This is a genomic window from Psychrobacter sp. Ps6 (assembly GCF_022129235.1).
Lineage (GTDB): Bacteria > Pseudomonadota > Gammaproteobacteria > Pseudomonadales > Moraxellaceae > Psychrobacter.
Map to the genome: position 1 here is coordinate 74,513 of NZ_JADQAI010000001.1, position 26,340 is coordinate 100,852.

Here is a 26,340-nt window from a genome sequence, read left to right on the forward strand (position 1 = left end):
ATAACTCATCTTGTCGAGTTATCCACAAAACTGTCCACAGTCTTATCCCCAAAAAACAAGGTTTTATCCACAGGGTATCTATGTTAGATTAGCCCCTACTTCGTGTGTGGCTTCTCATAGCTTTTCGGTGTGGCTTTTAAGACAGTTAATTGCGGTTGATACTAAGTATTTATGTAGAAGGTCAGGCTATTGAAGTTAACTATTATTTCAAATTATAGGGTTAGTATTTTTCATGATAGACACAGCAAATATTTGGGATAAATGTCTGAACGATTTGCGCTACAACGTTAAAGACAACGTTTTCACCATGTGGCTGCGACCTTTGTCAGCTCACCAAGAAGCACAAACTCTAATCATTCTTGCGCCTAATGATTATTTTGTCACGTATATCAAAAAGAACCATCTTCAAGATATTCAGCAATTGGTTGCTAAGCACAGTCGAGGTAGCATTGAGGAGGTTGTTGTCCGTGTTGATAATGCTGGACGTGAGGTAGACGATAGTCAGCAGTCACAATCAGGCTCATTATTTTTGGAGGATAAGCCCTCCCCTACCCCATCTGAGCATAAATTTGAATCTATCCATCATAATAATTCGAAAGCAGATATCGACGCTAATATGCGTCAGGAAGAACTAAACGACTCAGCTGATGCTAAATCACTGAGCTATCTCAATCATGACTTTACTTTTGAGACATTTGTCACCGGTAAGTCGAACAATCTGGCCTACAAAGCTTGTTACGAGCTTGGTAAAAAACAATCAAAAAATCGGCACAATCCTTTATTTATATATGGACCTTCTGGATTGGGAAAGACGCATTTAATGCATTCTGTAGCACATCGCTATTTAAAAAATAATCAAAGTTTTTATTATTTCACTTCTGAAAAATTTATAAATCAATTAGTTTATTCATTAAGAAATAATAAAATAGAAGATTTTAAAAAGAAAATAAAAAAGGTAGATTTGTTAATTGTAGATGATATTCATGTCTTAGCAGGAAAGACCAAAAGTAGTAATGAGTTTTTGACATTGTTTGCAGATTTTACCAGTGGTGACAAACAGCTGATTTTGGCTTCTGATCGTCATCCATCACAAATGACGGAATTTGATGAACGCTTTAGGTCGCGATTTTCTTGGGGATTGACAGTCGCAGTTGACCCTCCTGAGATTGATACTCGCGTGCAAATTTTGCAGAAAAAAGCCGCTTCTTATGGCATGGTGCTGCCTAAAGAGTGTGCATTGTTTATCGCTCAAAACGTAGTATCCAATGTCAGACGTCTGGAGGGTGCTCTCAATCAAGTTTTTGCAAATGCTAATTTGACAGGCGCACAGATTACTCTTGAGATGGTGCAATACGCGCTAAAAGACATCGTCGCCATGCGTGTACAAGCCGTAAATATGGATAATATCCGCAAAATAGTCGCTGAATACTATGATGTAACGGTCAAGGACATTATGGGACGTAAACGTACTCGTAGCATCGCCAGACCTCGGCAAATAGCGATGGCTCTATCGCGTGAGTTGACAGGTGATAGTTTTCCTGAGATTGGTCAATCATTCGGCGGACGAGACCACACAACAGTGATGCACGCTTGCGATAAAGTAAATGAATTACGAGCAGCAGATCCAGCGTTCGACAAGGATTATAAGACGCTAGCTTTGATGCTACAGGCAGGTTAGCAGAGTAAATCTTCACTGTATTTTAGCGAGAAAATATCGTTTATAATATTGAAAATATAAGCAGATAGATGCTCTGTAGATTATAGTCAGTAGACAAGGTATTATTAGACGATTACGTCAAGTTTTTATAAAAAAATCATTCAAATAAGAGTAACTAAGCATGCAATTATCGATCAATCGAGAATCGTTACTAAAAGCTATCAACTTGATCGCCAAAGCCGCTGATAAACGCCATAATATGGTGATATTGGGTAATATTAAGCTGCAGTTATCAGAGTCCGAGCTTATCTTGACAGCCTCAGATTTAGAAGTGGAGCTGACATCGACCTTGAAATTGCCTGCTGGTGCTTGTGTCGAAGCAGGAACAACGACGCTACCTGCAACAAAACTAAAAGATATTTGTAAGTCTTTACCTGCACAAGCTCAAGTTAACCTAGCGACTCAAGTAAATGAGCGCTGTTTGCTTACCAGTGGCAAGAGCCGTTTCACGCTAGGTACCTTACCAAGCGAAGATTATCCAAGCTTGGGCAATCCTGAAAATATTACGCCGTTGAACATCAGCCGTAGTCGCCTGACAGATTTGATTCACAAGACTCAGTTTGCGATGGCGATTCAGGATGTACGTTATTATTTGACGGGTATGCTGTTTGATGTTTCACAGCAGCAGCTGACGACCGTTGCGACTGACGGACATAGACTGGCCTTGGCACGTAGCGTTATAGATGTGAGTGCCGATCTCAATATGCAGGCTATCTTGCCACGTAAGGCAGTGATCGAGCTTGAGCGTTTGGCGACTGAGCTTGGCAAAATGCTAGGGGATAAGGACAATGCAGTTACGCTGAGTTTTGGCCGTGAGTTTTTACAAGTCAGCTTACCATTTGGCGATGTAGATAGTGCAGGGCAAGTCAGCCAAAACCTAATGGTGACGTTTACTGCCCGTTTGATTGATGGCAAATTCCCTGATTATCGCCGCGTCATGCCAAGCAATACAGATAAGCTTGCGTTATTTAGTCAAGAAAAAATGACTGACGTATTACGCCGGGTTGCGATTTTGAGTAATGAGAAGTCGCGCGGTGTGGTCTTTAATTTTGCCAGTGATGGTATGGTAGAGGTACGTGCCAATAATGCTGAGCAAGATGAAGCTGTTGAGATGATACAAGCCAAATATCAGGGCGAGCCAATGGAGCTATCATTCAATGCTGCGTATCTACAAGATGTGCTAAGTGTTATTCAAGGTGATTTGCAGATGCATATGAGCCAATCGAATGCCTCTGTACTTGTCAATCAGCTTAATGATGAGTTCCATCAGTACGTCATCATGCCGATGCGTATATAGTCTGATTTTTTGCACATCATACAGCATTGAACCGCGCTAGCATCTTTTAAGGATGTACTCGGACAGCTTGAATTTTAATAAACTTTTGCTTGCTTTGAAAGCTGAAAATAATGGGCGGCTATCGATATCATGATTGAACGTCTGCAAATATCAAATCTGCGCAACCTCACACAAGTTAATCTTCAGTCTACCGTTTGCAACGTTATCATCGGTGCAAATGGTAGCGGCAAAACCTCTTTACTTGAAGCCATATTCTTACTATCGAGAGGCAAGAGCTTTCGCCATCACCAGCCAAAACGTTATATTCAGCATTATCAGAATAATACAACTGTATATGCTAGACTCAATGGCAGTCGTACGCTAGCCATTCAAAAACAAGCAGATGCGTCAACCATTCTGCGTCTTAATCAAGCTACTGTCTACAACCAAAGTATACTGACCGAGCAACTACCCACGCTACTGATAGATCCCTCAACGATGGATATGTTAGAGCAGGGTAGTGCCAGTCGCCGCCAGCTGTTGGATTGGTTGGTGTTTCACATGAAACAAGGTTTTCATCCACAGTGGGTCGCCTATCAACGCCTTCTAAAACAGCGCAATAGTTTACTAAAAAAGACTCGTCAATTGACTCAAGTCCAGCTAGCTGAGCTAAAGTCTTGGGATAAAGGACTAAGTAATCATGCGGCGTTGATACATCATTATCGTGAGCAAGTATTTACTGAGTGGCAGCCTTATTTTGCCAAAAGTGTTTTGCAGTTGTTGCCGTCTTATGCTGAGCAATTGAGCCCAAGTTATAACGCTGGCTATGATACTAATGTCGCGCTTGATGTACAGCTTAATGAGCGATTAGAGCAGGATTTACAGCTAGGATATACCCGTATAGGCAATCATCGCGCTGATATCCATGTACATTGGCGCTCTGATAATACTTTACGGTCTGATGATGTTGTAGATAGTCAGGCGACAAATACAAATACAGCGTCCTCAGGCCATGAGGTAAATGCTAAATTACCAACTTTAAAAGAACAGGCAGCAAATGTATTGTCTCGCGGTGAAAAGAAGCTGCTTATTACTGCGCTACGCTTATCACAACTACCATTATTGCTCAATGATAATAAAGATAGTGGTTCGTTCGATAATAGCTCAACATCGAGAGCGACTCCTGTCGTGCTACTAGATGACATCACCGCAGAGTTAGATGATAGAGCGATAGGGATTCTTTTATCGACCTTAGCGCAGCTGCCTTGTCAGGTGTTCATGACCAGTTTAACGGATGATATCGTACCTCTGGTTAATGAGCTGTGGCCAAAACCTAAGTTGTTTCACGTGAAACAAGGGCAGATCTTATCTGTTGATTAATTCCTGTTGATTAATTCTTGGTCGCTTATCATCGCTTTAAGCATTTTCCTGCATACTTATAACTCCTTTTATACATCCTTTATTGAGTATCACAGCCACGACTATCACTGATACTAGCTATTAGGCGAAGACACTGACTCATAAGTCGTAAAACTCCCAGTAAACAGTGACTTAGAGGCAAAAAAATGCTAAAATAGTCCTTTATTTTTGTCCTGTTCTCAGCAATTTATCTGATAGCATCATATAAAAGATTTCTATTTTTTGTTTCTTTATAAGTAGTTGATAATTAAATATTTTATTTATTTCGATAGTTTTAACAATGGCTAGAAAAACAAAGACTATTACTAATAAGTAATTTGCCAATTTTATCTCTGTGCGGCCTTTTTTGAGGCTAACGGTGGTTAGTGGTTTAGCTGTTCACATGCACTCTAGATTATGAATAATAGACGTTAATTTTAAGATGCCATTATGTAGCGGACTTTTTATAAGTGCGCTAACAATAAATGGCTGATTATGGCTAGATTAAGGAATGTACATGAGTGATTCATTACCTATTGACCACGAGCAACTGACGTCAGACAGTGCTGCCGAAACGATTGCACCTGTTGTAGCGCCAGAAGGGTTACCCTCTGATTATAGTTCTAAGGATATCCGTGTATTACGTGGGTTAGAAGCTGTACGCGTGCGCCCTGGTATGTATATCGGTGACACTGACGATGGCACAGGCTTGCATCACATGGTCTTTGAGGTCGTGGATAACTCTATCGATGAGGCGCTGGCCGGTCACTGTGATCAGATCGATATCATCATTCACGAAGACGAGTCTGTCAGTGTGATGGATAATGGCCGCGGTGTGCCAGTCGATATTCATCCAGAAGAGGGTGTATCAGCGGCACAGGTCATTATGACTGTCTTGCATGCAGGCGGTAAGTTCGATGATAATAGCTATAAAGTATCAGGTGGCCTGCATGGTGTTGGGGTATCAGTCGTCAACGCATTGTCTAAAAAGCTTGAGATGAATATCTGGCGTGAAGGCTATCATTACCATCAGACCTATACTGATGGCGTACCTGACGCTGATATTCAGCAGATGGAAGCGACCGATCAAACGGGTACGCAAATCCGCTTTTATCCAAGTAGCGACGTATTCACCGGTACGGTTTTTGAATATGATATTTTGGCAAAACGCCTACGCGAGCTGTCATTTTTGAACTCTGGTGTGCGTATCGTTCTGACCGATGAGCGTATTGATAAGCGTCATGAGTTTGAGCACAAAGGTGGCTTACTAGAATTTGTCAGCTATATCAATGCAGGCAAAGACGGTATCAATGAAGTATTCCATTTTACCAGTCAACAAGACGACGGTATCAGTGTCGAGGTTGCGCTGCAATGGACCGATACGTATAACGAAAAAGTGCTGTGCTTTACCAATAATATTCCGCAAAAAGATGGTGGTACGCATCTATCAGGTTTCCGCTCAGCACTTACACGCGGCCTAAATAGCTATATGGATCGCGAAAACCTATTCAAAAAAGAAAAGGTCGCTGCGACTGGTGATGACGCTCGTGAAGGCCTAACGGCTATTGTCTCGGTGAAAGTGCCAGATCCGAAATTCTCAAGCCAGACCAAAGACAAGCTAGTCTCAAGCGAAGTCAAGTCTGCTGTTGAATCAGCGATGCATGATAAATTCAATGACTATCTGCTAGAGAATCCAACGGCGGGTAAAGCCATTGCTAATAAAATTATGGAAGCAGCCCGGGCGCGTGACGCCGCTCGTAAAGCGCGTGAAATGACCCGTCGCAAGACGACTCTGGATATTGCAGGTCTACCGGGAAAATTGGCTGACTGCCAAGAAAAAGATCCAGTACTATCTGAGCTATATATTGTGGAGGGTGACTCTGCAGGTGGCTCAGCGAAGCAAGGTCGTAGCCGTAAGACTCAAGCTATTTTGCCGCTAAAAGGTAAAATTCTGAACGTTGAGCGTGCGCGCTTTGACAAGATGCTATCCTCTGCTGAAGTGGGTAACCTGATTACGGCATTGGGCTGTGGTATTGGCCCTGACGAATATAATCCAGATAAAGTACGCTATCATAAAATCATCATCATGACCGATGCCGATGTTGATGGCTCACATATTCGTACTTTATTGCTGACTTTCTTCTTCCGCCAAACGCCTGAGTTGATTGAGCGTGGTTATATTTATATTGCTCAGCCGCCGCTGTATAAGGTGAAAAAAGGTCGCCAAGAGCTATACCTGAAGGATGATGAAGCGCTTAAAGCCTATCTATTGTCGTCAACGATTGACAATACCAAGCTGCATATCAGTGCTGATGCGCCTGCTATTACTGGACAAGCGCTTGAGACGTTGCTGAATGATTATAACCAAACGCAATTGATCAAAGCTCGTTTGCAGATCCGCTTCCCAGCGGTCATCTTAGATGCATTGACGCATACGCCAAGGCTTAGCACTGATATGACTTATGATGAGTCTGCCATGCAGGACTGGAAAGCCGCGATGCAGACTAAGCTGGATCATTTCGGTAGTGATCTAAGTCCTGAGATTGAATTGGTCAATATCCATGCGCCGCAGCCAAAAAATATGGATGCAGCGGCTGCCGATCTATTGGGTATGACGCCTGCCATTGGTACTGAAACCACAGGTACCGTAGAAGGCGAAGCGTCAGATAATGAGGCTCTATCTACTAAGGCGCAATGGCTACCACGCGTTACGGTATATGTGCATCAACTGGCGCACCATTATCTGCTAGATGCTAGCTTTATCAACTCAAGTGAGTATGGCAAGCTGTTACGTCTCTCAAGCGAGTGGAATACCCTGCTTGAGAGTGATGCCTTTATCCGCCGTGAAGCAAGTGCGGGGACAACTAAAGATATCCCAGTACGTGACTTCGATTATCTCTGGCAGCAAATGATGCTCGACGCGCGTCGTGGTCTGGCTATTCAGCGTTACAAAGGTCTAGGCGAGATGAACGCCGACCAGCTATGGGATACAACGATGGATCCAGAAAACCGCCGCATGCTACGTGTCACTATCGAAGATGCGATTGCCGCTGATCATATGTTTACCTGCTTGATGGGTGATCATGTCGAACCGCGCCGTATCTTTATCGAAGAAAATGCCCTAACGGTGTCAAATCTAGACATCTAAATATAAGACTTGCTATTCATAATATATGAAATACCGTTTCGATCATCGAAGCGGTATTTTTGTTTCACGTGAAACTTATTTAAATAAATTGCTATTAGTTAGCAGTCATAACTTGTGGAAATAAAATGATCGAAGTGATATTACTTGCTATCGCCCTAGCGATGGATGCGTTTGCGGTATCGATAGGGCTAGGTGCTAAGGCTCAAAAATACAGCCATCAGTATGTACGGCGCTTGGCTATCTATGCTGCGCTTTACTTTGGTATCGCTCAGGGCGTGATGCCACTCATTGGTTACTTATTGGGTGCAGCGCTGCTGGGTTGGTTGGCGGCGGCTGCGCCTTGGATTGGCGGGATCATATTAATTGTTCTAGGTGGAAAAATGCTTTACGAAGTGTTTACCGCTGACGAATCAGATGCGGATAGTGATGAGTTAGATGTCAACGATGATGCGATTAGCACTGATGGCAAAACAGCAGTAGTCTCTAGTAACTATCATGCACACACCAATCACAGACATACTAATCATGGGCACATCAATCATCGCACGATGTTTACGCTAGCGATTGCCACCAGTATCGATGCGATGGCAGCCGGATTTACGCTAAATTTGTTGGCCTTGAACGCATGGCTAGCATGCTTGATTATCGCGGTAGTAACGGCTGTATTTGGCTGGATTGGGGTCTATTTGGGACGTCGCTCAGGCACATGGTTAGAAGAAAAAGCAGAAGTATTGGGCGGTATGGTACTGATTGCGATTGGCATAAAAGTCATGTTTTTTAGCTAATCTATTTAGAGTTTCACTTAGCCTTTATGCAAAAAGCACCGCCTTGACTATCAAAGCGGTGCTTTTTTGTTTCACGTGAAACTTAAGTGTATTACGTATTCAACGACTATTCTTCGTCGGTATCAAAGCGCCAAGCGAGTACACGAGTGCTCTTTTGACCTTGGCTCATCTCGATAATACGCATCTGCGCGACATCTAGCTGCTTTAGTAGTAGCTGTAAAGGTTTCACGTTTTCAGATTTTGATACTAAAGTCGTGAACCAACCGACGTGCTCGGCAAAGCTTTGGCTTTCTTTTGCCATCTTGGTGAGGAATGCAATCTCGCCACCTTCACTCCACAATTCTTTGTGCTGACCACCGAAATTTAGGTTTTGCGCGGCGTTACCTGATTTGGTTGAATGACGGCTGATTTGCTCGCTCTCATTTTTACCACGATGGCGTTGCAAGTTGTGCTGCTTGCGGCTATTGGCTTCCATCGCTTCTTCTAATGAGGCATGAAACGGTGGGTTGCAGACCACTACATCGAAGTAATCTTGACGACCGATGATGTTTTTGAAGATAAACTTAGGCTCAGGTTGCAGCTTTACTTTGACCGCGCTTTTTAGCTTTGGATTGGCGTCACAAATGAGTGCAGCGGTATTGACCGAAATCGGATCAATATCGCTCGCGGTAAAGCGCCAGCCATAGCTCTGACTACCGACGATCGGATAGATCGCACTGGCACCCGTACCGATATCTAGCGCGTGAATCTCTTTACCCGTCGGCGGTGTGTTGTCGGCATTGACGTGCGTGGTTTGCGCGAGTAAATCCGCAATATAGTGAATATAATCGGCACGTCCAGGGATAGGCGGACATAGATAGCCTTCAGGAATATCCCAAAATTTAACGCCGTAATAGTTTGCCAGTAGTGCTTTGTTCAGTACACGAACTGCTTGATGATCCGAGAAATTAATCGTCGGCTCGCCTTTGGGATTGGTGATGGTGTGCTCAGCAAGCTCAGGCAAGGCGCGAGTCAATACGGCAAAGTCGTAACGACCTTGGTGCGGGTTGCGCGGATGCAGCTGACCGAGTTTTTTGGCGGTCGCAGGAGATCGGTTTCTGTGTTTGCTGTTTGCAGGGATACGGGTCATAAGGTAGGGCTACGATAGGTGAATATAAGTCAGCAGTGTAGCAGATTTCGCAGGTTTCTAATGGTTTATCCGTGCTTTATCGGTGACGAAAGATCAGGTTGAGTCCCAATACGATCATCGCTGACCCCAATACACGGTCGATCCAATGCTCAAAACGCTGAAATCGTCGATGAATCGCAGGGATAGAGAGTAGCATCACCACCGTGCTAAACCATGCCATCTGTAACACCATCATCCAGACGCCATAGATGGCCAATTGCCAAAGTGGGATGTCTGGTGAAAGAACAAGGGTAAAGATTGCCACAAAATAGACAGGTGCTTTTGGGTTAAAGACATTGCAGAAAAACCCACGGCGCAATGTGGCAAAGGTAGATTCGGTATGAATAGAGGCACTTTTCTCAGACAAGTTTTTAGGGGAAGGGCTGTTAGCAGAAAGGGCTGCTCCGTTCTCTGTTTGTGACACATCAACGGACGTATTTTCTGTCGTTGCTAGCTCTACTGGCTTCTTAGGTTTAGCCTGAATGCCTTGCCACCCTAGATAGATCAAATAGCCGCCACCCAGCCATTTGATCGCGGTCAATAGTGGCTGCGAGTGCGCAATCACCGTTGCTAGTCCCAGTACCGAATAGATAATATGAACGGACAGCCCTAAGGTAATCCCCAAACTACAGATCAAACCAGTACGTCGACCCTTAGCTAAGGTCTGCTGTGAAACCAAGACAAAATCAGGCCCTGGTGAGGCGGCAGCCAGCAAGTGAACGCTCGTGATCAGCAAAAATCCGTGCCAAAACTCCATAAAACCCTCTGTACCTTGATACTTTACCCAACCTAGTCTGAATCATAGTTGCACTTATCGTAAATGAGGTCAACTTTTATCTATTATCGCGCCATTCGAGTCATTGCTATCGCTTGTGTTATGGCTATATGCTGTCTATATTAAATGAAGTATTAAAAATAGTCCTATCGACAAATCGCTATAAATAAGCGACCAAGGTTCGACAATATAATTACTCACTTCATAAAAAATAACTTTGACAAGGACATCACCATGACGACGGACAGTACTACGCAAGACAATCGCATCACTTATGACACAGATGGCACTATTTGCCTGATTGGGTTAAACCGCGCCAATAAACGCAATGCCTTTGACAGTCATATGATCACCCAGCTATCTGACGCATTGACTCGATATGAAGACGATGAGCATCTGCGCTGTGCGCTTATCTTTGCGTATGGTGATCACTTCACCGCTGGGCTAGATCTGGTCGAGCTACAAGACAAGCTAAACGACGGTGTGTTTAAGTTTGATGACAACCAAATTGATCCGTGGGGTATTAGTGGACGCTTACGTACCAAACCTGTGGTGGTGGCGGTCAAAGGCACGTGCTTTACCGTGGCTATCGAATTGATGCTCAATTGTGATGTGGTCATCGCCAGTGACAACTGTAACTTTGCTCAAATGGAAGTCCAGCGCGGCATCATGCCATTTGGCGGGGCGACGGTACGGTTTGTCGCAGCGGCAGGTTGGCAAAAAGCCATGCCGTATCTGCTGACGGGCAAAGCATTCGATGCGCAAACGGCTGATCGACTGAATTTGGTCAGTGAAGTGGTGGCAAATGGGACTGAATACGAGCGTGCATTGACGCTGGCGCAAGAGATTTGTAAAGCTGCACCGCTGGGTGTCAAAGGCGCGCTATCATCAGCGCAAGATGCGAGCCGCAATGGAGCAGCGACGGCACTGGCTAATATCCATGGCTATCTGCCGCCACTCTTTCATTCAGAAGATGCGAAAGAAGGCGTGATGGCGATGGTTGAGAGAAGGGAGGCTGAGTTTAAGGGGTGTTAGATTGTAAAACCCTTACTTTAAAGTTTAAAGTAAGGGTTTCCATTATTTAGTTCTAACCATGCGTCAGCTATACAGTAGTCGAAAGTTGATTCGCTATCTGAGATTTTATTTTCCCAATTAAAGTAATGAAATATTGTACTTACTAGCTTTTTCTGATCAAGAGTTTTTACTAATGCCTCTGGACTTATTAAAGGAGGTAACTTACCTTCAATTATGTTCTCTAAAACGCACCACTTACTATCTTTCCAAATAATACTTATATTTTCTTGTATGTATTTAGGTATTAAGTTTGATTCACATATCTCATTATAGTCTTCAATATGCATATAAAGTCTAGAACCTAATAAGAAATCTTTAATGAATATATAGTGAGCTATATAGTGAGATGGGCCAGAAATTATAAAATAATTTTTTATCCAATCTGATCTGCCAGTTTTACTTTTTACACTCGCTTGAGTATATGAAAAATCTCCATTCTTATCATGGGGTATATGGCTGTTAAACAAGTTATTATCATAGGGGATAAGTTGTAGTACGTCAGGCTTAACATTGATCATAGTTTTTTTGTCTAAGAGAGATATACCTTTACGAGAAAAAGTAAAAGCACTTATATATTTAGCCAAATCTAGATTTTGATACCATTCTAATTTTCTCAAACTTAATGTTTTTTTGACAACATTACCAATACTATTGAAATCGCTATCATCGAACTCATCAAAAAACCTTTTGATAATATCAACTATGACTGCCTTGCTAATCTCATTGATAATTGTAGGGGTGGAATGTATAAAGTGAGTCCTTTGTATATCTAAAGGAGTTTGCCCATTAGGATCATATATAACTATAGAAGGATTTCGTGGTTTAAGTATTGATTCATCTTTATCCCATGAAAATTTTATATTACTGCCATATCTGTTTGTGTTAATAGCAATACCATTACAAACTAGTATTGAAGACGGTTCATTCGAAAAATCCATAGCTGTGGGGAATGCCTGATGTGACCAAATAACATCTTCAAAATCTTTACAGTCAACTCTAAACCAATTGGTGTTGTTTAGGTCACTTTTGCACTGCGGAACTTTTATAGCCTGAGAGAGAGTTTTCATGTACTCTTCATTAGAGTTAATTATCTTTACTAACTCTCTTTTAATTTTAGGAGTGGATAAACAGTACCAATCCCATAATCGCGTCTTTTTACTTAGATAAGAAGTAATATTTTTATTTGTTTTAATAGATATTTTGGTACCTACGTGACATTCAGTATGAGATATTGTGACTGACTTACTTCCTCGACTACATTTGAACTTCAAACCCTCATTTTCTGGGCAGTTTATATGTCTTGTTTCAACATTAAGTTCATTACCTAATAAGTATGCCGCTAACAAGCCGATACCAAACCTTCCCGTACGATTAATATCAGAGCTACCATTGGTTTCATGTATCTTCTTCCATCTATCACTATTTCTAAATGAAGCACCTATATTTAAGAAGTAGTTTTCGATAGTATCAATGGTCATACCTACACCGTAATCTTCTATAATCACTTCGCCATGATCTTCGTATTCAATGACAGATATGCAGATATCAAAATCGTCAGGTTTATCAATGTTAATATTTTTTCGTTTATTACTGATATTATTAAGCTCTAAACACGCATCGACTGCATTTTGTACTAACTCACGAATACCGATTTCTGGCTTATTACCGTAAAGCGGTGCAATGAGTAGTTCCATCATTTCCGAATCAGCAGTACGGAATTTCAATACTTTAGGAATGAATTCAGGCTTCTTATTTTTAGTATATTCATCAATATTGTCTAAAGAAGAACGCAAACGACGAATATTGATACCTAAATTAGCCATCTTATCGTATCTTCCATAAACCTCGCCCAGCACAGCCCAAACCTCATCAAGCTCTCTTTGGATGTCAGTGAAAAGCCATCTCAAGTCTTCGAAAAGAATTGCATCTTGTGGTTCAGCATCTATGAAGAGAGCTTCTGGGTCTTCATCGGCATGACTAATCTCAAGGATAGCATCGTGCTTTTTCCACTCACCTTTCGATATAGGACTAATCAGAGATTTAACGTTCAATAGTTGTGAAGGTGCTCTAGTTGCTTGCACTTGGATGTAGTCAGAGATACGTAGTACAGACATCAAAAATGGAACATGAGTATTTAAATGAACTCTTTTTTTTCTATACTGTATTTTATCGACAGCCTGCCTTAATGACATGTTATGACTTTTAGCAATAAAGCCACATAAATCTAAAAAATGCGTTTTTTGTGCTTCCGCTAATTTGAGTGTTTTCCCTTCAGTTCCGGGCACACCGTTAAACACAATCTCATGTGCTATTCGAGCGTGATGTCTTCTAATAAATTCACCAATTAACAATTTATCTCTAGTCGTAAGATCTATTTTATTATCTGGAATATCACTGACAGGCTTAGCGTCATTAAAGATAGACTTGAGCTTATCAGAGTTAAAGCGTTTAGCCTCTGCCATATACTCAGACCACATTAAGCTCCATCTAGGCTCTATGCTGACATATTGAGACTTGATTGGTGGATACATATCTTTTATAAGAGAGTAGAAACCATCTTCTGTGATATGCATTGCACAATCATGAAGTAATACAGAGACTATCATTGCTGATACGTCTTCTGATGTTATGGTATCCCAGCTTTCGTCTGTAATAATACTTTCAGCTGTCGCCAAAACTTCATTTAAATGGACAAAACTATGGTCAGTATATTCAGGGAAAAACACTGTCGTATTTGCATCTAACCAAGGCTTAAGATTGTTTACGCTTGTTAAAGTAAAAGAGTTGATACTAGAGTCTTGTTCTAGTCGTTCTTTCATTCTTTTTGGAATATTTAGCGCCACTGAAAATCCTTTTTATGAGGTTTAACTATAAAGTCATAAGTTCATGTTTATATTAAGCTGTTATGATTTTGCAGCTAAATCATTGAATAATTTATTGTAGCAAAGAGAACCAAAGTTGACTTGAATATTATCCAGCAATACAATCCTCAAACCTCACCCAAATCTTCCATATCCACATACTCTTTTTTACCATGGATCTTATACATCTTACGCTTGATCTCTGGATACAGGGTAATGTCAATCGGTGGTCGGCTGCCGCCCATTAGATAAGTGGCATCGGCATCGCTATCATTGCGCATCGAGTGCGCCGCGCCATGCGCAGGGAACGCCGCAAAATCTCCAGCCTTTAGCACATACTGCTCATCACCGTAGCGCAGCGACAGCTCGCCTGACAGCATATAAATGAACTCATCCGACTCCTCATGATAGTGGTGCGTCGTCGTCTCATCTCCCGCTTCCACCCGTACGAGGTGCAAGCCAAATTTCGTCAGACCAACGATATCACTGAGCGACACCGTATGGCGAATGGCTTGCTCATTGAACTGGTGGATATGCTTGGTCTCAGGCGTGTTATCGATATCGGATTTGGTCAAGACATATGCTTGCGTGTCCTTACGTGGCTGTTGGTCTGGTGTCGTCATCATCGGTCTCCTTGATTGATGCTTTGAGTGTATACCACTATTAGCCAATAGTATCAGGTTTTGAAAGGGACGAAATAGGCGTGATATTGATAATCATATAGCGACTTAATATATCCTGCATAAAGCGATTGTTGATGACGCCATTCATGTTGTACCCTGAGCCATTATTTTAAATAAAGGAGAGTGCGGGTGTTGTATAACTTTGATGAGGTCATCGACAGACGGGATACGGGGTCGCTCAAATGGCACTATAGCGATGATACGATTCCGCTATGGGTGGCGGATATGGATTTTAAGGCCGCGCCACCCATCTTAAACGCGATTGAGAAAGCCGTGCAGCATGGCATATTGGGCTATACCAAACCTACCGAGGCGCTGTATGACGCCATTATCGAGTGGCATGGTAGTCGCTATGATTTGGCGCTTGCTAAAGAAAATATCTTGTTCTCGCCAGGTGTCGTCCCAAGCCTAGCGCTGATGATGAACGTATTTACCGAAGTAGGGGATGCGGTATTGGTTAATGATCCTATCTATGCGCCATTTATGAGTAAGGTTGAGCAAAATGGTCGCACGCTCATCACCTCATCGTTACAAGAGAGCGAGGGTAAATATCATTTAAATTTATCCGATATCGAAGCCAAAATAATAGAGCATGATGTGAAGCTATATTTACTCTGCAATCCGCACAATCCGGGCGGGCGCGTGTGGACAGCGGATGAGCTTAAGGCGCTACTGACGATTTGTAAAAAGCATGATGTAGCGATTGTCAGCGATGAGATTCATCAAGACTTGACCTTGAGTGGTCACTCTTTTACGCCGTTTTTAACATTGGCACAAGGGTATGAGCACAAGGTGGTGAGCCTGACCTCGATGACCAAAACCTTTAATATCGCTGGTATCAAAGGCTCGATGATCTTTGCCAAAGATGACGCATTAATCCAAAAAATCAGTCAGCAGCAGCAGTTAAATGACGAGTATGAGCTAAATTTATTTGCCTATACAGCGATGCGTTATGCCTATGAGCAAGGTGATGAATGGTTGGCACAGGCGCTGACCTATATTGAGGCTAATATTGATTTTACGCTAGACTTTTTAGCAACGCATTTGCCTAGCATCAAAGTCATGCGTCCAGAAGCCTCCTATCTAATTTGGCTGAATTGCTCAGCATATAGTCAAGATGACCAAGTGCTCTATGATGTTTTACGTGCGGCGAAAGTGGAGCTAAATGCTGGAATCAAATACGGTGAGGAAGGACATCTTAAAATGCGCCTAAATGTAGCTTGTCCTAGATCAGTGTTGACTGAAGGGTTACATCGTATTCAAAGTGCGTTTAGCACACTATAAAAGCGTTTATAAAACAGATATGAAGTTTTGGTGAATGGCTGATGTACTCGTTTAGAAATTTACTCAATGCTTCACTTATAGGTTGTAACATAGTTAGATAGCAAAAAACCCCACGATGGCGGGGTTTTGTTGTTTACGGTTAAGTGGTGAATGGCGTTCTTTTAGTACTACTGAGCAGACTTATAATAGTCAACGAGCATGGTACCTAATGTGCCGTTTTCATCAATCGTTACGATACTGACTTGACCTGTCTGTGAGGCGGTACTGGATTTCACTTGACCTGCGTTACCCAAGACAACCTGATGTTTATTGGTCGCTTTTACGCCATTACCGATAGCGATACTGTTCAAACCGCTGGCTACTGAGATATTACCAATCGCAATAGAGGCCTCACCCTGTGCGGCGGCGGCTTCACCAACGGCGGTTGCGCGCATACCACTGGCATTGGCTAGGTGACCAAACGCTTGCGCGCGTTCCCCCGTGGCTTTTGACTGCCAACCGATCGAGGTGGAGCCCAGACCTGCCGAATTGGCTTGACCACCGACAGCAGTCGCAGAGTTCATACCTGCGTTTGCTTGGTTACCGACAGCGACGGTATCGTTCGTTCCGCCTGCCATTGCTGCTTCACCCACTGCCGTTGCACGTACGCCGCTAGCATTAGCTAGGTGGCCGAATGCTTGAGCACGCTCAGCGGTGGCTTTTGATTGCCAACCAATCGAGGTTGAACCCAGACCTGCCGAATTGGCTTGACCACCGACCGCGGTGGCTGAGTTCATACCTGCATTGGCTTGATTACCGACAGCGACGGTATCATTCGTTCCGCCTGCCATTGCGGCTTCACCGACGGCGGTTGCACGTACACCGCTAGCATTGGCTAGATGACCAAATGCTTGGGCACGTTCAGCGGTGGCTTTTGACTGCCAACCAATAGAGGTGGAGCCCAGACCTGCGGCATTGGCTTGACCACCAACCGCGGTTGCAGAGTTCATACGGGCATTTGCTTGACTACCGAGTGCAACCGTATCATTGGTGCCACCCGCCATGGCTTGATTACCATAGGCCAGAGCCATTGTGCTACCATCAGCTGCCATCACGGCAGTCGTGCTAAAAGACGCTGTAGCGACTGCTAGGGCGAGAGTACTGATCTTTAGCGCTGAACGTGATGATAATGCCATTTTCATAGTTTTTTATCCTGTTTTTTTAAATATTAAAGTCTCGTAAAATGATCCAGTTAGATACTTATTAAGACTTGTTTAGGCGAGTTTATATACATTTCAATTGGTTGGAGAAATTTCAGTGATATCTACTGCGCTCTGCCTATACAAGCTCAAGGCGGCAGTAGATATTTATGAGCAGTTACTAAGTAAATGAATTACCAAGAAAAAGTGACACCGCCGCGAGCGCCTACTTTTCCAGTATCAAGCCCGACACCTGCACCAGCCGAAATGGTCATGCTATCGCTCATTCTGCCAGCAAATGAGGTACTCAATGCTGAGCTGCTATTGTAATAGCCGGTACCAAATGACATGGCATAGCGCTTACCTGCAGGAATGACGGGGGTTTCCATAGATAACGCCATGGCGATACCGTCTTCGGCTTCATCTAAGCGGTCCTCTTGACGATCATAGCGACTGCGTAAGTCGTTAAATTGTCTAGAGGTCGCCAGTGAGTCTATGCTGACACTGGTACCTAGTGTGCCATTTGCATCGGTTGTGACAAGATTGGTCGTGCCTGTCTGGGCTGCGGTACTGGCTTGCAGTTGACCTGCATTGCCCAAGACGATCTGATTGTCAGCGGCTGCTATTGCGCCATTACCGATAGCGATACTATTGGTGCCGCCTGCTGTTGACTGGTTACCCAGTGATACTGATCCTGATCCTGCTGCCGCTGCGGCTTCACCGACTGCGGTAGAACGCTCGCCAGTTGCTGATGCCAGATGACCAAAGGCTTGAGCACGGACACCGCTTGCGGTTGATTGCCAGCCCATCGCAGTTGCACCCGCTTGAGTGGCTTGAGCTTGCGCACCGATAGCGGTGGAGGATGTACCAGAAGCAGTCGTTTGACGTACGCCACTTCTATCGCCACCGATCGCTACACCGTCAAGACCTGAGGCGACTGAATTATTACCGATAGCAATTGCATTATCTGACTCAGCACTGGCAGCTTCACCAACTGCCGTTGAACGTACGCCGCTGGCATTGGCTAGGTGACCAAAGGCTTGCGCGCGTTCAGCAGTTGCTTTTGATTGCCAACCGACAGAGGTAGAACCAAGACCTGCGGCGTTTGCTTGACCACCGACCGCGGTAGCTGAATTCATTCCTGCATTTGCTAGATTACCGATAGCAACAGTATCGTTAGTACCACCTGCCACCGATTCATTACCTAGTGCGACAGAGCGCTCACCTTGAGCAGCAGCATCTTCACCCACTGCAAGTGAGCGCTCACCAGAAGCGCTGGCTAGATGACCAAACGCCTGAGCTCTTTCTGCAGTCGCTGTAGCGCGCCAACCGACTGCGGTTGCTCCTGCTGTTTCGCCTGTCGATGTCAGGTTACCAGCATTTAGGTCAGTGCCTGCCGCTACTGTGCCAGTAAAAGCCTCACCTCCCAATACAGTGGTCGAATTACCATTGGCTTGGGTTTTGTTACCGACAGCGACAGTATCGTTGGCACCACCAGCAAAAGCGTCTTCACCAACAGCTGTAGAACGAACGCCGGAAGCACTGGCTAAATGCCCCACTGCGGTGGCTCTTTCGGCGGTCGCCGTAGCACGCCAACCAATGGCCGTCGCACCCGGTGTACCACCTGTAGAGGTCAGAGCGCCTCCATTTAAGTCTGTACCTGTGGCGACTGTGCCAGTGAAAGCCTCACCGCCAACCGCGGTAGTAGAGTTGCCAGTGGTACTTGCTGCATTACCGATAGCCACGGTATCGTTCGTACCACCAGCGACCGCGTTATTACCACAAGCGAGTGCTGTGGCGCCGTTACTAGTTGCGCCTCCATTAGTGCCATCATCAAGTCGACATTCAGCTGCCATGGTGCTGGTAGTGGCAAAAGACGCAGCGGCGGTAATGGCTAAGGTGAGAGTACTAAGCTTTAGAGCAGAGCGCGGTAAGAAGTCCATTTTTTTCATTTCTTCATCCTTTTTTTAGAAACGTTAGGGCTTGATGGTGTCGATAAAAAATACGGCAGCAACATTATTATTGAATAGATTGTTCATTTGTTTTTTGCAAATAATCCAACAATTGACTGCCTGTACTGCTGTTGATGAGGCAAGCAAGTCTCAACTGTGTTACCGAGTTTCAATGTAGCAATATCACAATCAGTCTACTCGCTACCCTGCTGTGATAGTACCAGTCGGGTGGGTATGCCAATGGTATAAGCTGCTAAAATCGTTTGTTTTTTTCACAAGGCAATAAACCGCTCGTCCATCTGTTTTACTGGTGTTTTTGGCATCCACATTTATAATCTACATGATTACGTAACAAAGTTCGACTGATAATTAACGTCTGCTTTCAAAAAGTTACAGTCGAATTATTCAACAAAAAACACGTAGTTTTCGTAAGGGATTTCAGACCTTATGGATACTGAGCTGTGTAAAAATACTTAATAGTAAGGGGGGTAAAATAAATGATATTTAATAGCATTAAAATGCGCGCAGGAAAGCAATCAAAAGAGAGTAGCTTGATACATTAAGGTTAAGATCACTGAAAAAAGGGTGGTTAGCAGATGATATTCTGTATGACGCTAAAGTAGATGGATGGCAAATCGAAGAGTAGAAAGCATTAAGATTTGTCTTTATGCTTGGCTTTGGTTTTAAATGGTGTGGAAAACTGCAAAATTAAAAATCCCACTACAGATAAGATGATGGCGATTTCGTAGCGAGCGTAAGCTACTGAGATACCAATAGCGCCAGTATTCCAAAGTCCTGCGGCCGTCGCGGTGCCTTCTGCGCCATCTTTGTTTTTGACAATCGCGCCGCCGCCAATGAAGCCCATGCCAGTGATGATGCCATACATAATGCGCGCTTGGGCGTCGGGGCTATCATAGATATCCATCCCTACCAGCATAAAGGCGCATGAGGCAATCGTAACCAAAGGAAAAGTACGCAGGCCTGCGCCATTGTCTTGAAACTCACGATTGAGCGCAATGGGCAGCGACAGTATAAAGGCGATACTCAGCTGCATGGCGTGATAGGCCAGCAGTTTAAGGTTTAAATCAAACGCGAACATAATGTGAAGTCCCTCCCATATCGCACACTTGCACAATATCAACGTCCATGTCACCGTACTGTATTTTTTATACCATATAACGATCATGAGATGCCATATTTCGTATGCAGCAGTAAGATTACCCATTCTAAATGTAAGTCACCAACAAAATAGTTGCGAATAAACCGCACGTCAATCGCCATCATTGCCCCGAAACTTGTTAAAATAGGGCACCAATTTTTTATTGATGGATACTCACCTTATGACTACCGCATCATCGACGCCAACTATCAAGCAAGACCGCATTTTAATCCTCGATTTTGGCTCGCAATACAGTCAGTTAATCGCCCGCCGTGTGCGCGATTCTGGGGTGTTTTGTGAGATGTTCCCTTATGACATCGACACTCAGCGCATCATCGATTTTGGCGCAAAAGGCGTCATCTTATCGGGTGGCCCTGAGAGCGTCCATGCAGACAATAGCCCGCGTATTAACGATGCCGTGTTTGACCTAGGCGTGCCTGTATTGGGTATTTGCTACGGTATGCAAGCGATGGCAGATCGTTTTGGCGGGCAGGTTCATGCCAGTGATATTCATGAGTTTGGTGCAGCGACCATCGAAGTAAATGGTCACTCGCAGCTGACTGACGGTATCGAAGACAGCAAGACGGACGGCGCGGCTGCCAAGCTAAACGTTTGGATGAGTCATGGTGACAAAGTCATCGAAGCGCCTGAAGGCTTTGACATCGTTGCTAGTACGCCAAGCTGCCCGATCGCAATTATGGCCAATGATGATAAGAAATACTACGGTCTACAGTTCCACCCAGAAGTGACGCACACCCTACAAGGTCAAGCGCTGCTAGGTCGTTTTGTCCATCAGATTTGCGATTGTGCTGGTGAGTGGACGCCAGACAATATCGCTGATATGCGTATCGCGCAGCTCAAAGAGCAAATCGGTGACAAGCAGGTATTGCTTGGTCTGTCAGGCGGCGTGGACAGCTCAGTCGTTGCAGCGTTATTGCACAAAGCCATTGGCGATCAGCTGACCTGTGTGTTCGTGGATAATGGTCTTTTGCGTCTGCATGAAGGCGATCAGGTCATGCAAGTTTTTGCCGAAAACATGGGCGTCAAAGTCATCCGTGTTGATGCTGAAGATTTATTCTTAGATGCGCTAGCAGGCGAGTCTGATCCAGAGAAAAAACGTAAAATCATCGGTAAGACGTTCATTGACGTATTCGCTGATAGCGCGCGTCAAGTGAGCGAGCAGAGCGACGGTAAAGTCGTTGAGTTCTTGGCACAGGGTACGATTTACCCAGACGTGATTGAGTCTGCTAAGTCACATCAAGGTAAAGCACACGTCATTAAGAGCCACCATAACGTTGGTGGTTTGCCAGATGATTTGGCATTCAAGCTGATTGAGCCGTTACGTGATTTGTTCAAAGATGAAGTACGCAAGCTTGGTATTACTTTGGGCTTACCAGCCAAAATGATCTATCGTCATCCGTTCCCAGGTCCAGGTTTGGGCGTGCGTATCTTGGGCGAAGTGAAAAAAGAATATGCTGATGTCTTGCGTTTGGCAGATGCTATCTTTATGCAAGAGCTTGAGCGCTCAGGCTGGTATGACAAGACGGCACAAGCTTTCGCTGTATTCCAACCAATCAAATCTGTCGGCGTAGTCGGTGATGGCCGCCGCTATGCATGGGTGATTGCGCTACGTGCGGTTGAGACGGTAGACTTTATGACGGCTCGCTTTGCGCATCTGCCGTATGATTTGATCGAGACGGTCTCAAACCGTATCATGAATGAAATCGCTGACGTCTCACGCGTGACTTATGATGTTTCGAGCAAGCCGCCTGCAACGATTGAGTGGGAATAACATCAAACTAAAAACCTGATTAGCGTCGTCAAACTTGTTCAGCCTACTTAATGTAGTGCTATCACTCGTTTTCCTCGCTACTCAAATTTTTTGAATTGATATACAACTTGTCGTAAAGAAAAAAGCACTCAACTTGGTTGGGTGTTTTTTTGGTTAAAACTCTTTGAGCTAATATATTTTTTTTGATTATATGTATATAGCACAGTTCAAAAGTATCAATAGTTTTACAAATTTTCAATGCTATTAGGCCAGAACTTCAATATGCTTTAGCTCTATATAACTATGGTTCTGTTTAAGCTGTAAGATTCTAATAGGACCAGAGAATTTCAAAGTGTTCAAGATAAGCTTATGGAATAAATCTAAACAGGATAAAACCTGCTCAAGCTCTAGTTTCTCTTTAGCTAGGTCTTCTTCTCGAACCTTAGGATGCGCACTTTCATTACGAATTTTTTGCCACAACTTTTTGTCTTTAGCTGTTATAACATCATATTTAATTAAATAATCAAGAGCTTTCGCTGCTGTAATATTTTTCCAATAGCTCACGCTACCAAGAAGTCGGTTGCATTGTTCATTCGTCAAATCAAGATTTTTTATCTGTATTTTTATTTTATTGATCTCGTCATTCAATTCTGTATTCTCATTCTTGGACTTAATGACAGGAATATAAATATCATTAAGTAGACCTTCTATAGCAACTGACAAAGTAAGAATCATAATACTATTTTTTGATTGAAACGAGTACCAAACCCTTTCCCATTGTGAATATAAGCTATCAAACTGCTTCGGATTTTCTGTATATAGACTAATTATATTTTCTAAAAAAGCGTAATGGTAAGTAGAGTCTCTATACTTTTCATCGCCAGCGTTATCAACCATTGGACTAGATGAGGTCTGTCGTTTCTGTTTATTAGATATACTGTAAAAAGTTTGTTTTTCTTCTCCGTTTATAATGCTTTTCGTATAATAGGGTTGGGGCATAGAGGCACTAGAAAATCCAATGTAAAACTTGAGACACTTCAATAATTTATCAGGCTCAAAACATCCAGCTACATTAACTTCCGTATAACCCCTATGTTTTACCATAGATATGGAGTAGCCATCCATTTCTATCACAGTTTGATTCCAACTGTATGATTCAGTGCCAAGGCTAGACACCAGTGAGTTTTGTTTATTTGATGGTATTTTAAAATAATCTGCAAACTCAAAATACAGAAAACTATCCTCTTTTAGCTTGGGTAGTTCAGTATCATTTAGCGAATAAATAGACGATAACATTACGTCATAATGAGTTGGTAAGGAGGACGAATGAATATTAATTGTGATAGAAAACCCATTAGATTGATATTCGTTACCGTCTAACGTTTTAATATGGAGGTATAGTTTCTCTTCATGGTTTAATGGGTCTTTAGGTAATTTTTCATTGAAGAATGCGCGTGGTACATTCTTACTATCGGTACAAATAAATTCTAAATAAATAGTTCCGACACTGTTAATTTTGATAGTACCGTGTCCTAACATTTTGAATCCGTTCTCTGCTGCTTGAAAGATTTTTACTTCGACACAGTGTAAAACTAATTCGCCAGTACGAATCTGTTCAATTATTTCATTTGATAGCATACAGATATTCACCCTTGATTTTAAATGTACTGAATAGCCAAAGATTCGTTATTATTTGATCATAGCACGCCTACAACTACGCATTTTAATATTAAAAATATTTTACCGTGCTACTAACATAAAAAAAGGCAGCACCTCAAAAGAGATTCTGCCTTTTATTTATAAAACTAGCTCTTAAAAACCTAACCCTTCACATTCACCACATAACGCCCAACCACTTTACTCGACATAAAGCGATCTAGGTATTCAGGCGTTTGCTCTAGCGTAATTTCTTCACCATAGCTCTCAAGATTCGGCAATTTCATATCGGTGGCGACACGCTGCCAAATGGCTTCTTTATCAGCTAGTGGAATATAGACCGAGTCGATACCCAGTAGTGACACCGCTCTGGTGATAAACGGCATGACCGTCATCGAAAACTCAGCACCGCCCGCTAGGCCGCAACTGGTCACCGCGCCGCCCGCTTTGGTTTGCTTGAGCAAGTTAGATAGGTACTCGCCGCCGATCGTATCAATGGCATTGGCCCATAGCTCGCGGCCGATAGGTTTGTTACCGATTTCATTGATCGTATCGCGATGACGCACTTCGCTTGCGCCCAGCTCTTTTAGATGATCACTCTGTTCTGGCTTACCGGAGAAGGCAATCACCTCATAGCCGAGCTGCGCGAGGATAGCGATACTGATACTACCCACGCCGCCCGTTGCACCAGTCACAGCAACAGGACCATCACTGGGTTTTGCGCCCATTTTCTCTAGCTTTTGCACACTGAGCGCTGCGGTCAGTCCGCCCGTACCATAGGTCATCGCTTCTTTTAGTGTTAGTGTTTCTGGACAGGCCAGCGCCCAATCTGCTGGTATCGAGATCATTTGACCCAGACCGCCGTCGGTATTCATACCGAGATCATAGCCGAATACCAACACTTTTTGCCCTGCACTAAACGTGCCTGATTTGTCACTGACGACCACGCCAGCTGCGTCGATACCGGGAGTATGTGGGTATTGTTTGGTGATTCTTTTATTACCCGTGGCTGACATGGCATCTTTGAAGTTCAATGATGAATAATGCACTTCGATGAGTAAGTCGTTCTCTGGCAAGTCACTGACATTGCGTTCTTGAATGCTTTTTTTGAATTCGCCGTCGTTAGTTTCTTCGACGACTAAGGCTTTAAACGTTTTCTCGTTTGACATAGTGATATCCCTATTACGTTTTATTGTTGATATTCATAAGTCATGGCTTAACTATCGCATGCTCAATTATCTCATGACTGAAAAGCCACTAAAGCAAAAAAAGCCCACTGTACTTTAGTATAAATACAAATGGGCTTCTTCTTTTATGCTACCTCTAATGACAACAGTCATTGAAAAGTCAGTGTGTGAATTATAGTTTTGACGATACTGTAAAAGGACTAAGGTTTTAATAGTACCTTACCTTTTTTGCCAGATTGCACATCACCTGAGACGGCTTTAGTAATCTCATCAAGCCCATAAACCGCTTCAATTGGTAATTTTAGATTGCCGTTGGTCGCGCGCTCTAGTAGTTCATCAATCAGACGCTGTTTGTTGTCCAGATCCATTTCCTGACTGGTTTTACTGCCCCAGAATCCTTTAACAATCGCTTGTTTAAAGATCAGGCTGCCAGCGTCTAGTTGCATTGGTTTGCCTGACATAATACCAAACGAGACTAACGTGCCGTTGCTACCCAGTAGTGATAGCAGCTCATTGCTTGACTCACCACCGACCGAGTCCACAGCAGCGGTGATCTTGTCTTCACCGACAATAGCGCGGACTTGGTCCTGCCAGTCGTCATCAGCAGTGACGACATTGTTTTTGATATCCAGTGCGGTCAGCTCTTCTAACGAGTCTTTGCTACGCACAAGATTAATGGTGTTCACGCCGCGTGCCGCTGCCAGCATGGCTAGTGTTTTACCAACAGCGCCATTCGCAGCGTTATGAATAATCCATTGACCGCTATCTACTTCTAGGAACTCTAATAGCATTAACGCAGATAAGGGCATGGCAATCAGCTGCGCGGCCAGTTCGTCTTCAATGCTATCAGGGATGACAAACACCATGTTAGCAGGGGCGACAAAATACTCTGCCCATGTTTCATGCACACTGGCACAGGCCACGCGCTGACCGACGCTTAGGTCTGTAACCTCGTCACCGACTGCATCAACAATTCCTAACGCTTCGCTACCGCCAACCGCTGGCATTTCTGGCTTGTAGCCATATTGCCCGCTGACCGTTAGCATGTCGTGGTTATGAATGGGGGAGAGGATGGTTTTGATACGTACTTCGTTGGCAGCAGGCTGCGGCATAGGACGTTCGCCCACGCTCAGTACGTCGGAGGGTTTGCCAAAATGATCATAAGTAGCAACGCGCATAAATTATCCTTAATCAATTATTTGTTGTTATGTGTGTGAGACCCAGACCGCCACATTGTGGTATAGCTATCGTACTGTGTGATCTGGTTT

At 43.7% G+C, this 26,340-nt stretch carries 18 protein-coding genes; 8 read left to right on the forward strand and 10 right to left on the reverse strand.

Translation table 11 applies throughout. The features are described from left to right. Positions 1 to 232: 232 nt before the first annotated feature. From dnaA to I3255_RS00340, 5 genes are all read left to right on the forward strand, one after another. A complete protein-coding gene (gene dnaA, locus I3255_RS00320) occupies positions 233 to 1,678 on the forward strand; it encodes a chromosomal replication initiator protein DnaA (protein WP_238035851.1) in 1,446 nt (481 codons plus the stop codon). Between the two features lie 160 nt (positions 1,679 to 1,838). Further along, positions 1,839 to 3,014 carry a DNA polymerase III subunit beta gene (dnaN, locus tag I3255_RS00325; RefSeq protein WP_238035853.1) on the forward strand — a complete coding sequence of 392 codons (1,176 nt, stop codon included), beginning with the start codon at positions 1,839 to 1,841 and terminating at the stop codon, positions 3,012 to 3,014. A 129-nt stretch (positions 3,015 to 3,143) separates the two neighbouring features. Beyond that, a complete protein-coding gene (recF, locus tag I3255_RS00330; protein WP_238035855.1) occupies positions 3,144 to 4,373 on the forward strand; it encodes a DNA replication and repair protein RecF in 1,230 nt (409 codons plus the stop codon). A gap of 535 nt (positions 4,374 to 4,908) precedes the next feature. Then, positions 4,909 to 7,539 (forward strand): DNA topoisomerase (ATP-hydrolyzing) subunit B, encoded by a 2,631-nt coding sequence (gyrB, locus tag I3255_RS00335; protein WP_238035857.1) that lies wholly within the window; start codon positions 4,909 to 4,911, stop codon positions 7,537 to 7,539. 125 nt (positions 7,540 to 7,664) lie between these two features. Next, the gene (locus I3255_RS00340; RefSeq protein ID WP_238035859.1) at positions 7,665 to 8,324 is read left to right on the forward strand and encodes a manganese efflux pump MntP family protein; all 660 of its coding nucleotides are present in this window, start codon (positions 7,665 to 7,667) and stop codon (positions 8,322 to 8,324) included. A 106-nt stretch (positions 8,325 to 8,430) separates the two neighbouring features. On the opposite strand, the gene rlmF is transcribed toward I3255_RS00340, so the two are convergent. Beyond that, a complete protein-coding gene (rlmF, locus tag I3255_RS00345) occupies positions 8,431 to 9,453 on the reverse strand; it encodes a 23S rRNA (adenine(1618)-N(6))-methyltransferase RlmF (protein ID WP_238035860.1) in 1,023 nt (340 codons plus the stop codon). A 76-nt stretch (positions 9,454 to 9,529) separates the two neighbouring features. Then, a complete protein-coding gene (locus tag I3255_RS00350; RefSeq protein WP_238035861.1) occupies positions 9,530 to 10,249 on the reverse strand; it encodes a LysE family transporter in 720 nt (239 codons plus the stop codon). Positions 10,250 to 10,501: 252 nt separating this feature from the next. On the opposite strand from I3255_RS00350, the gene I3255_RS00355 reads away from it, so the two are divergent. Then, complete coding sequence (locus I3255_RS00355) at positions 10,502 to 11,302, forward strand: crotonase/enoyl-CoA hydratase family protein (RefSeq protein WP_238035862.1); 801 nt, start codon at positions 10,502 to 10,504, stop codon at positions 11,300 to 11,302. Between the two features lie 17 nt (positions 11,303 to 11,319). Here I3255_RS00355 and I3255_RS14935 read toward each other — a convergent pair whose 3' ends face one another. After that, positions 11,320 to 14,184: an ATP-binding protein gene (locus I3255_RS14935; protein WP_238035863.1), complete on the reverse strand. Its 2,865-nt coding sequence runs from the start codon at positions 14,182 to 14,184 to the stop codon at positions 11,320 to 11,322. Positions 14,185 to 14,330: 146 nt separating this feature from the next. After that, a complete protein-coding gene (locus tag I3255_RS00365; protein ID WP_238035864.1) occupies positions 14,331 to 14,825 on the reverse strand; it encodes a cupin domain-containing protein in 495 nt (164 codons plus the stop codon). Between the two features lie 189 nt (positions 14,826 to 15,014). Between I3255_RS00365 and I3255_RS00370 the strand changes: the two genes are divergently transcribed. Continuing rightward, positions 15,015 to 16,169: a MalY/PatB family protein gene (locus tag I3255_RS00370; RefSeq protein WP_238035865.1), complete on the forward strand. Its 1,155-nt coding sequence runs from the start codon at positions 15,015 to 15,017 to the stop codon at positions 16,167 to 16,169. A 167-nt stretch (positions 16,170 to 16,336) separates the two neighbouring features. On the opposite strand, the gene I3255_RS00375 is transcribed toward I3255_RS00370, so the two are convergent. The 3 genes from I3255_RS00375 to I3255_RS00385 form a co-directional block, all read right to left on the reverse strand. Then, complete coding sequence (locus I3255_RS00375) at positions 16,337 to 17,350, reverse strand: hypothetical protein (RefSeq protein ID WP_238035866.1); 1,014 nt, start codon at positions 17,348 to 17,350, stop codon at positions 16,337 to 16,339. Between the two features lie 191 nt (positions 17,351 to 17,541). Continuing rightward, on the reverse strand, positions 17,542 to 19,299 hold the full coding sequence (locus tag I3255_RS00380) for a YadA-like family protein (protein WP_238035868.1): 1,758 nt from the start codon (positions 19,297 to 19,299) through the stop codon (positions 17,542 to 17,544). Positions 19,300 to 19,951: 652 nt separating this feature from the next. Then, positions 19,952 to 20,398, reverse strand: coding sequence for an MgtC/SapB family protein (locus I3255_RS00385; protein WP_201599420.1), 447 nt, complete (start codon positions 20,396 to 20,398; stop codon positions 19,952 to 19,954). A gap of 241 nt (positions 20,399 to 20,639) precedes the next feature. Here I3255_RS00385 and guaA point away from each other — a divergent pair, with 241 nt between their 5' ends. Continuing rightward, positions 20,640 to 22,250: a glutamine-hydrolyzing GMP synthase gene (gene guaA / locus I3255_RS00390; RefSeq protein WP_238035870.1), complete on the forward strand. Its 1,611-nt coding sequence runs from the start codon at positions 20,640 to 20,642 to the stop codon at positions 22,248 to 22,250. Positions 22,251 to 22,493: 243 nt separating this feature from the next. On the opposite strand, the gene I3255_RS00395 is transcribed toward guaA, so the two are convergent. The 3 genes from I3255_RS00395 to I3255_RS00405 form a co-directional block, all read right to left on the reverse strand. Further along, positions 22,494 to 23,867, reverse strand: coding sequence for a hypothetical protein (locus tag I3255_RS00395; RefSeq protein WP_238035872.1), 1,374 nt, complete (start codon positions 23,865 to 23,867; stop codon positions 22,494 to 22,496). 182 nt (positions 23,868 to 24,049) lie between these two features. Further along, entirely contained in the window at positions 24,050 to 25,054 is a 1,005-nt protein-coding gene (locus I3255_RS00400) for a YhdH/YhfP family quinone oxidoreductase (protein WP_238035874.1), read from the reverse strand. 218 nt (positions 25,055 to 25,272) lie between these two features. Continuing rightward, complete coding sequence (locus I3255_RS00405; protein WP_238035876.1) at positions 25,273 to 26,250, reverse strand: zinc-binding dehydrogenase; 978 nt, start codon at positions 26,248 to 26,250, stop codon at positions 25,273 to 25,275. Positions 26,251 to 26,340 lie beyond the last annotated feature (90 nt).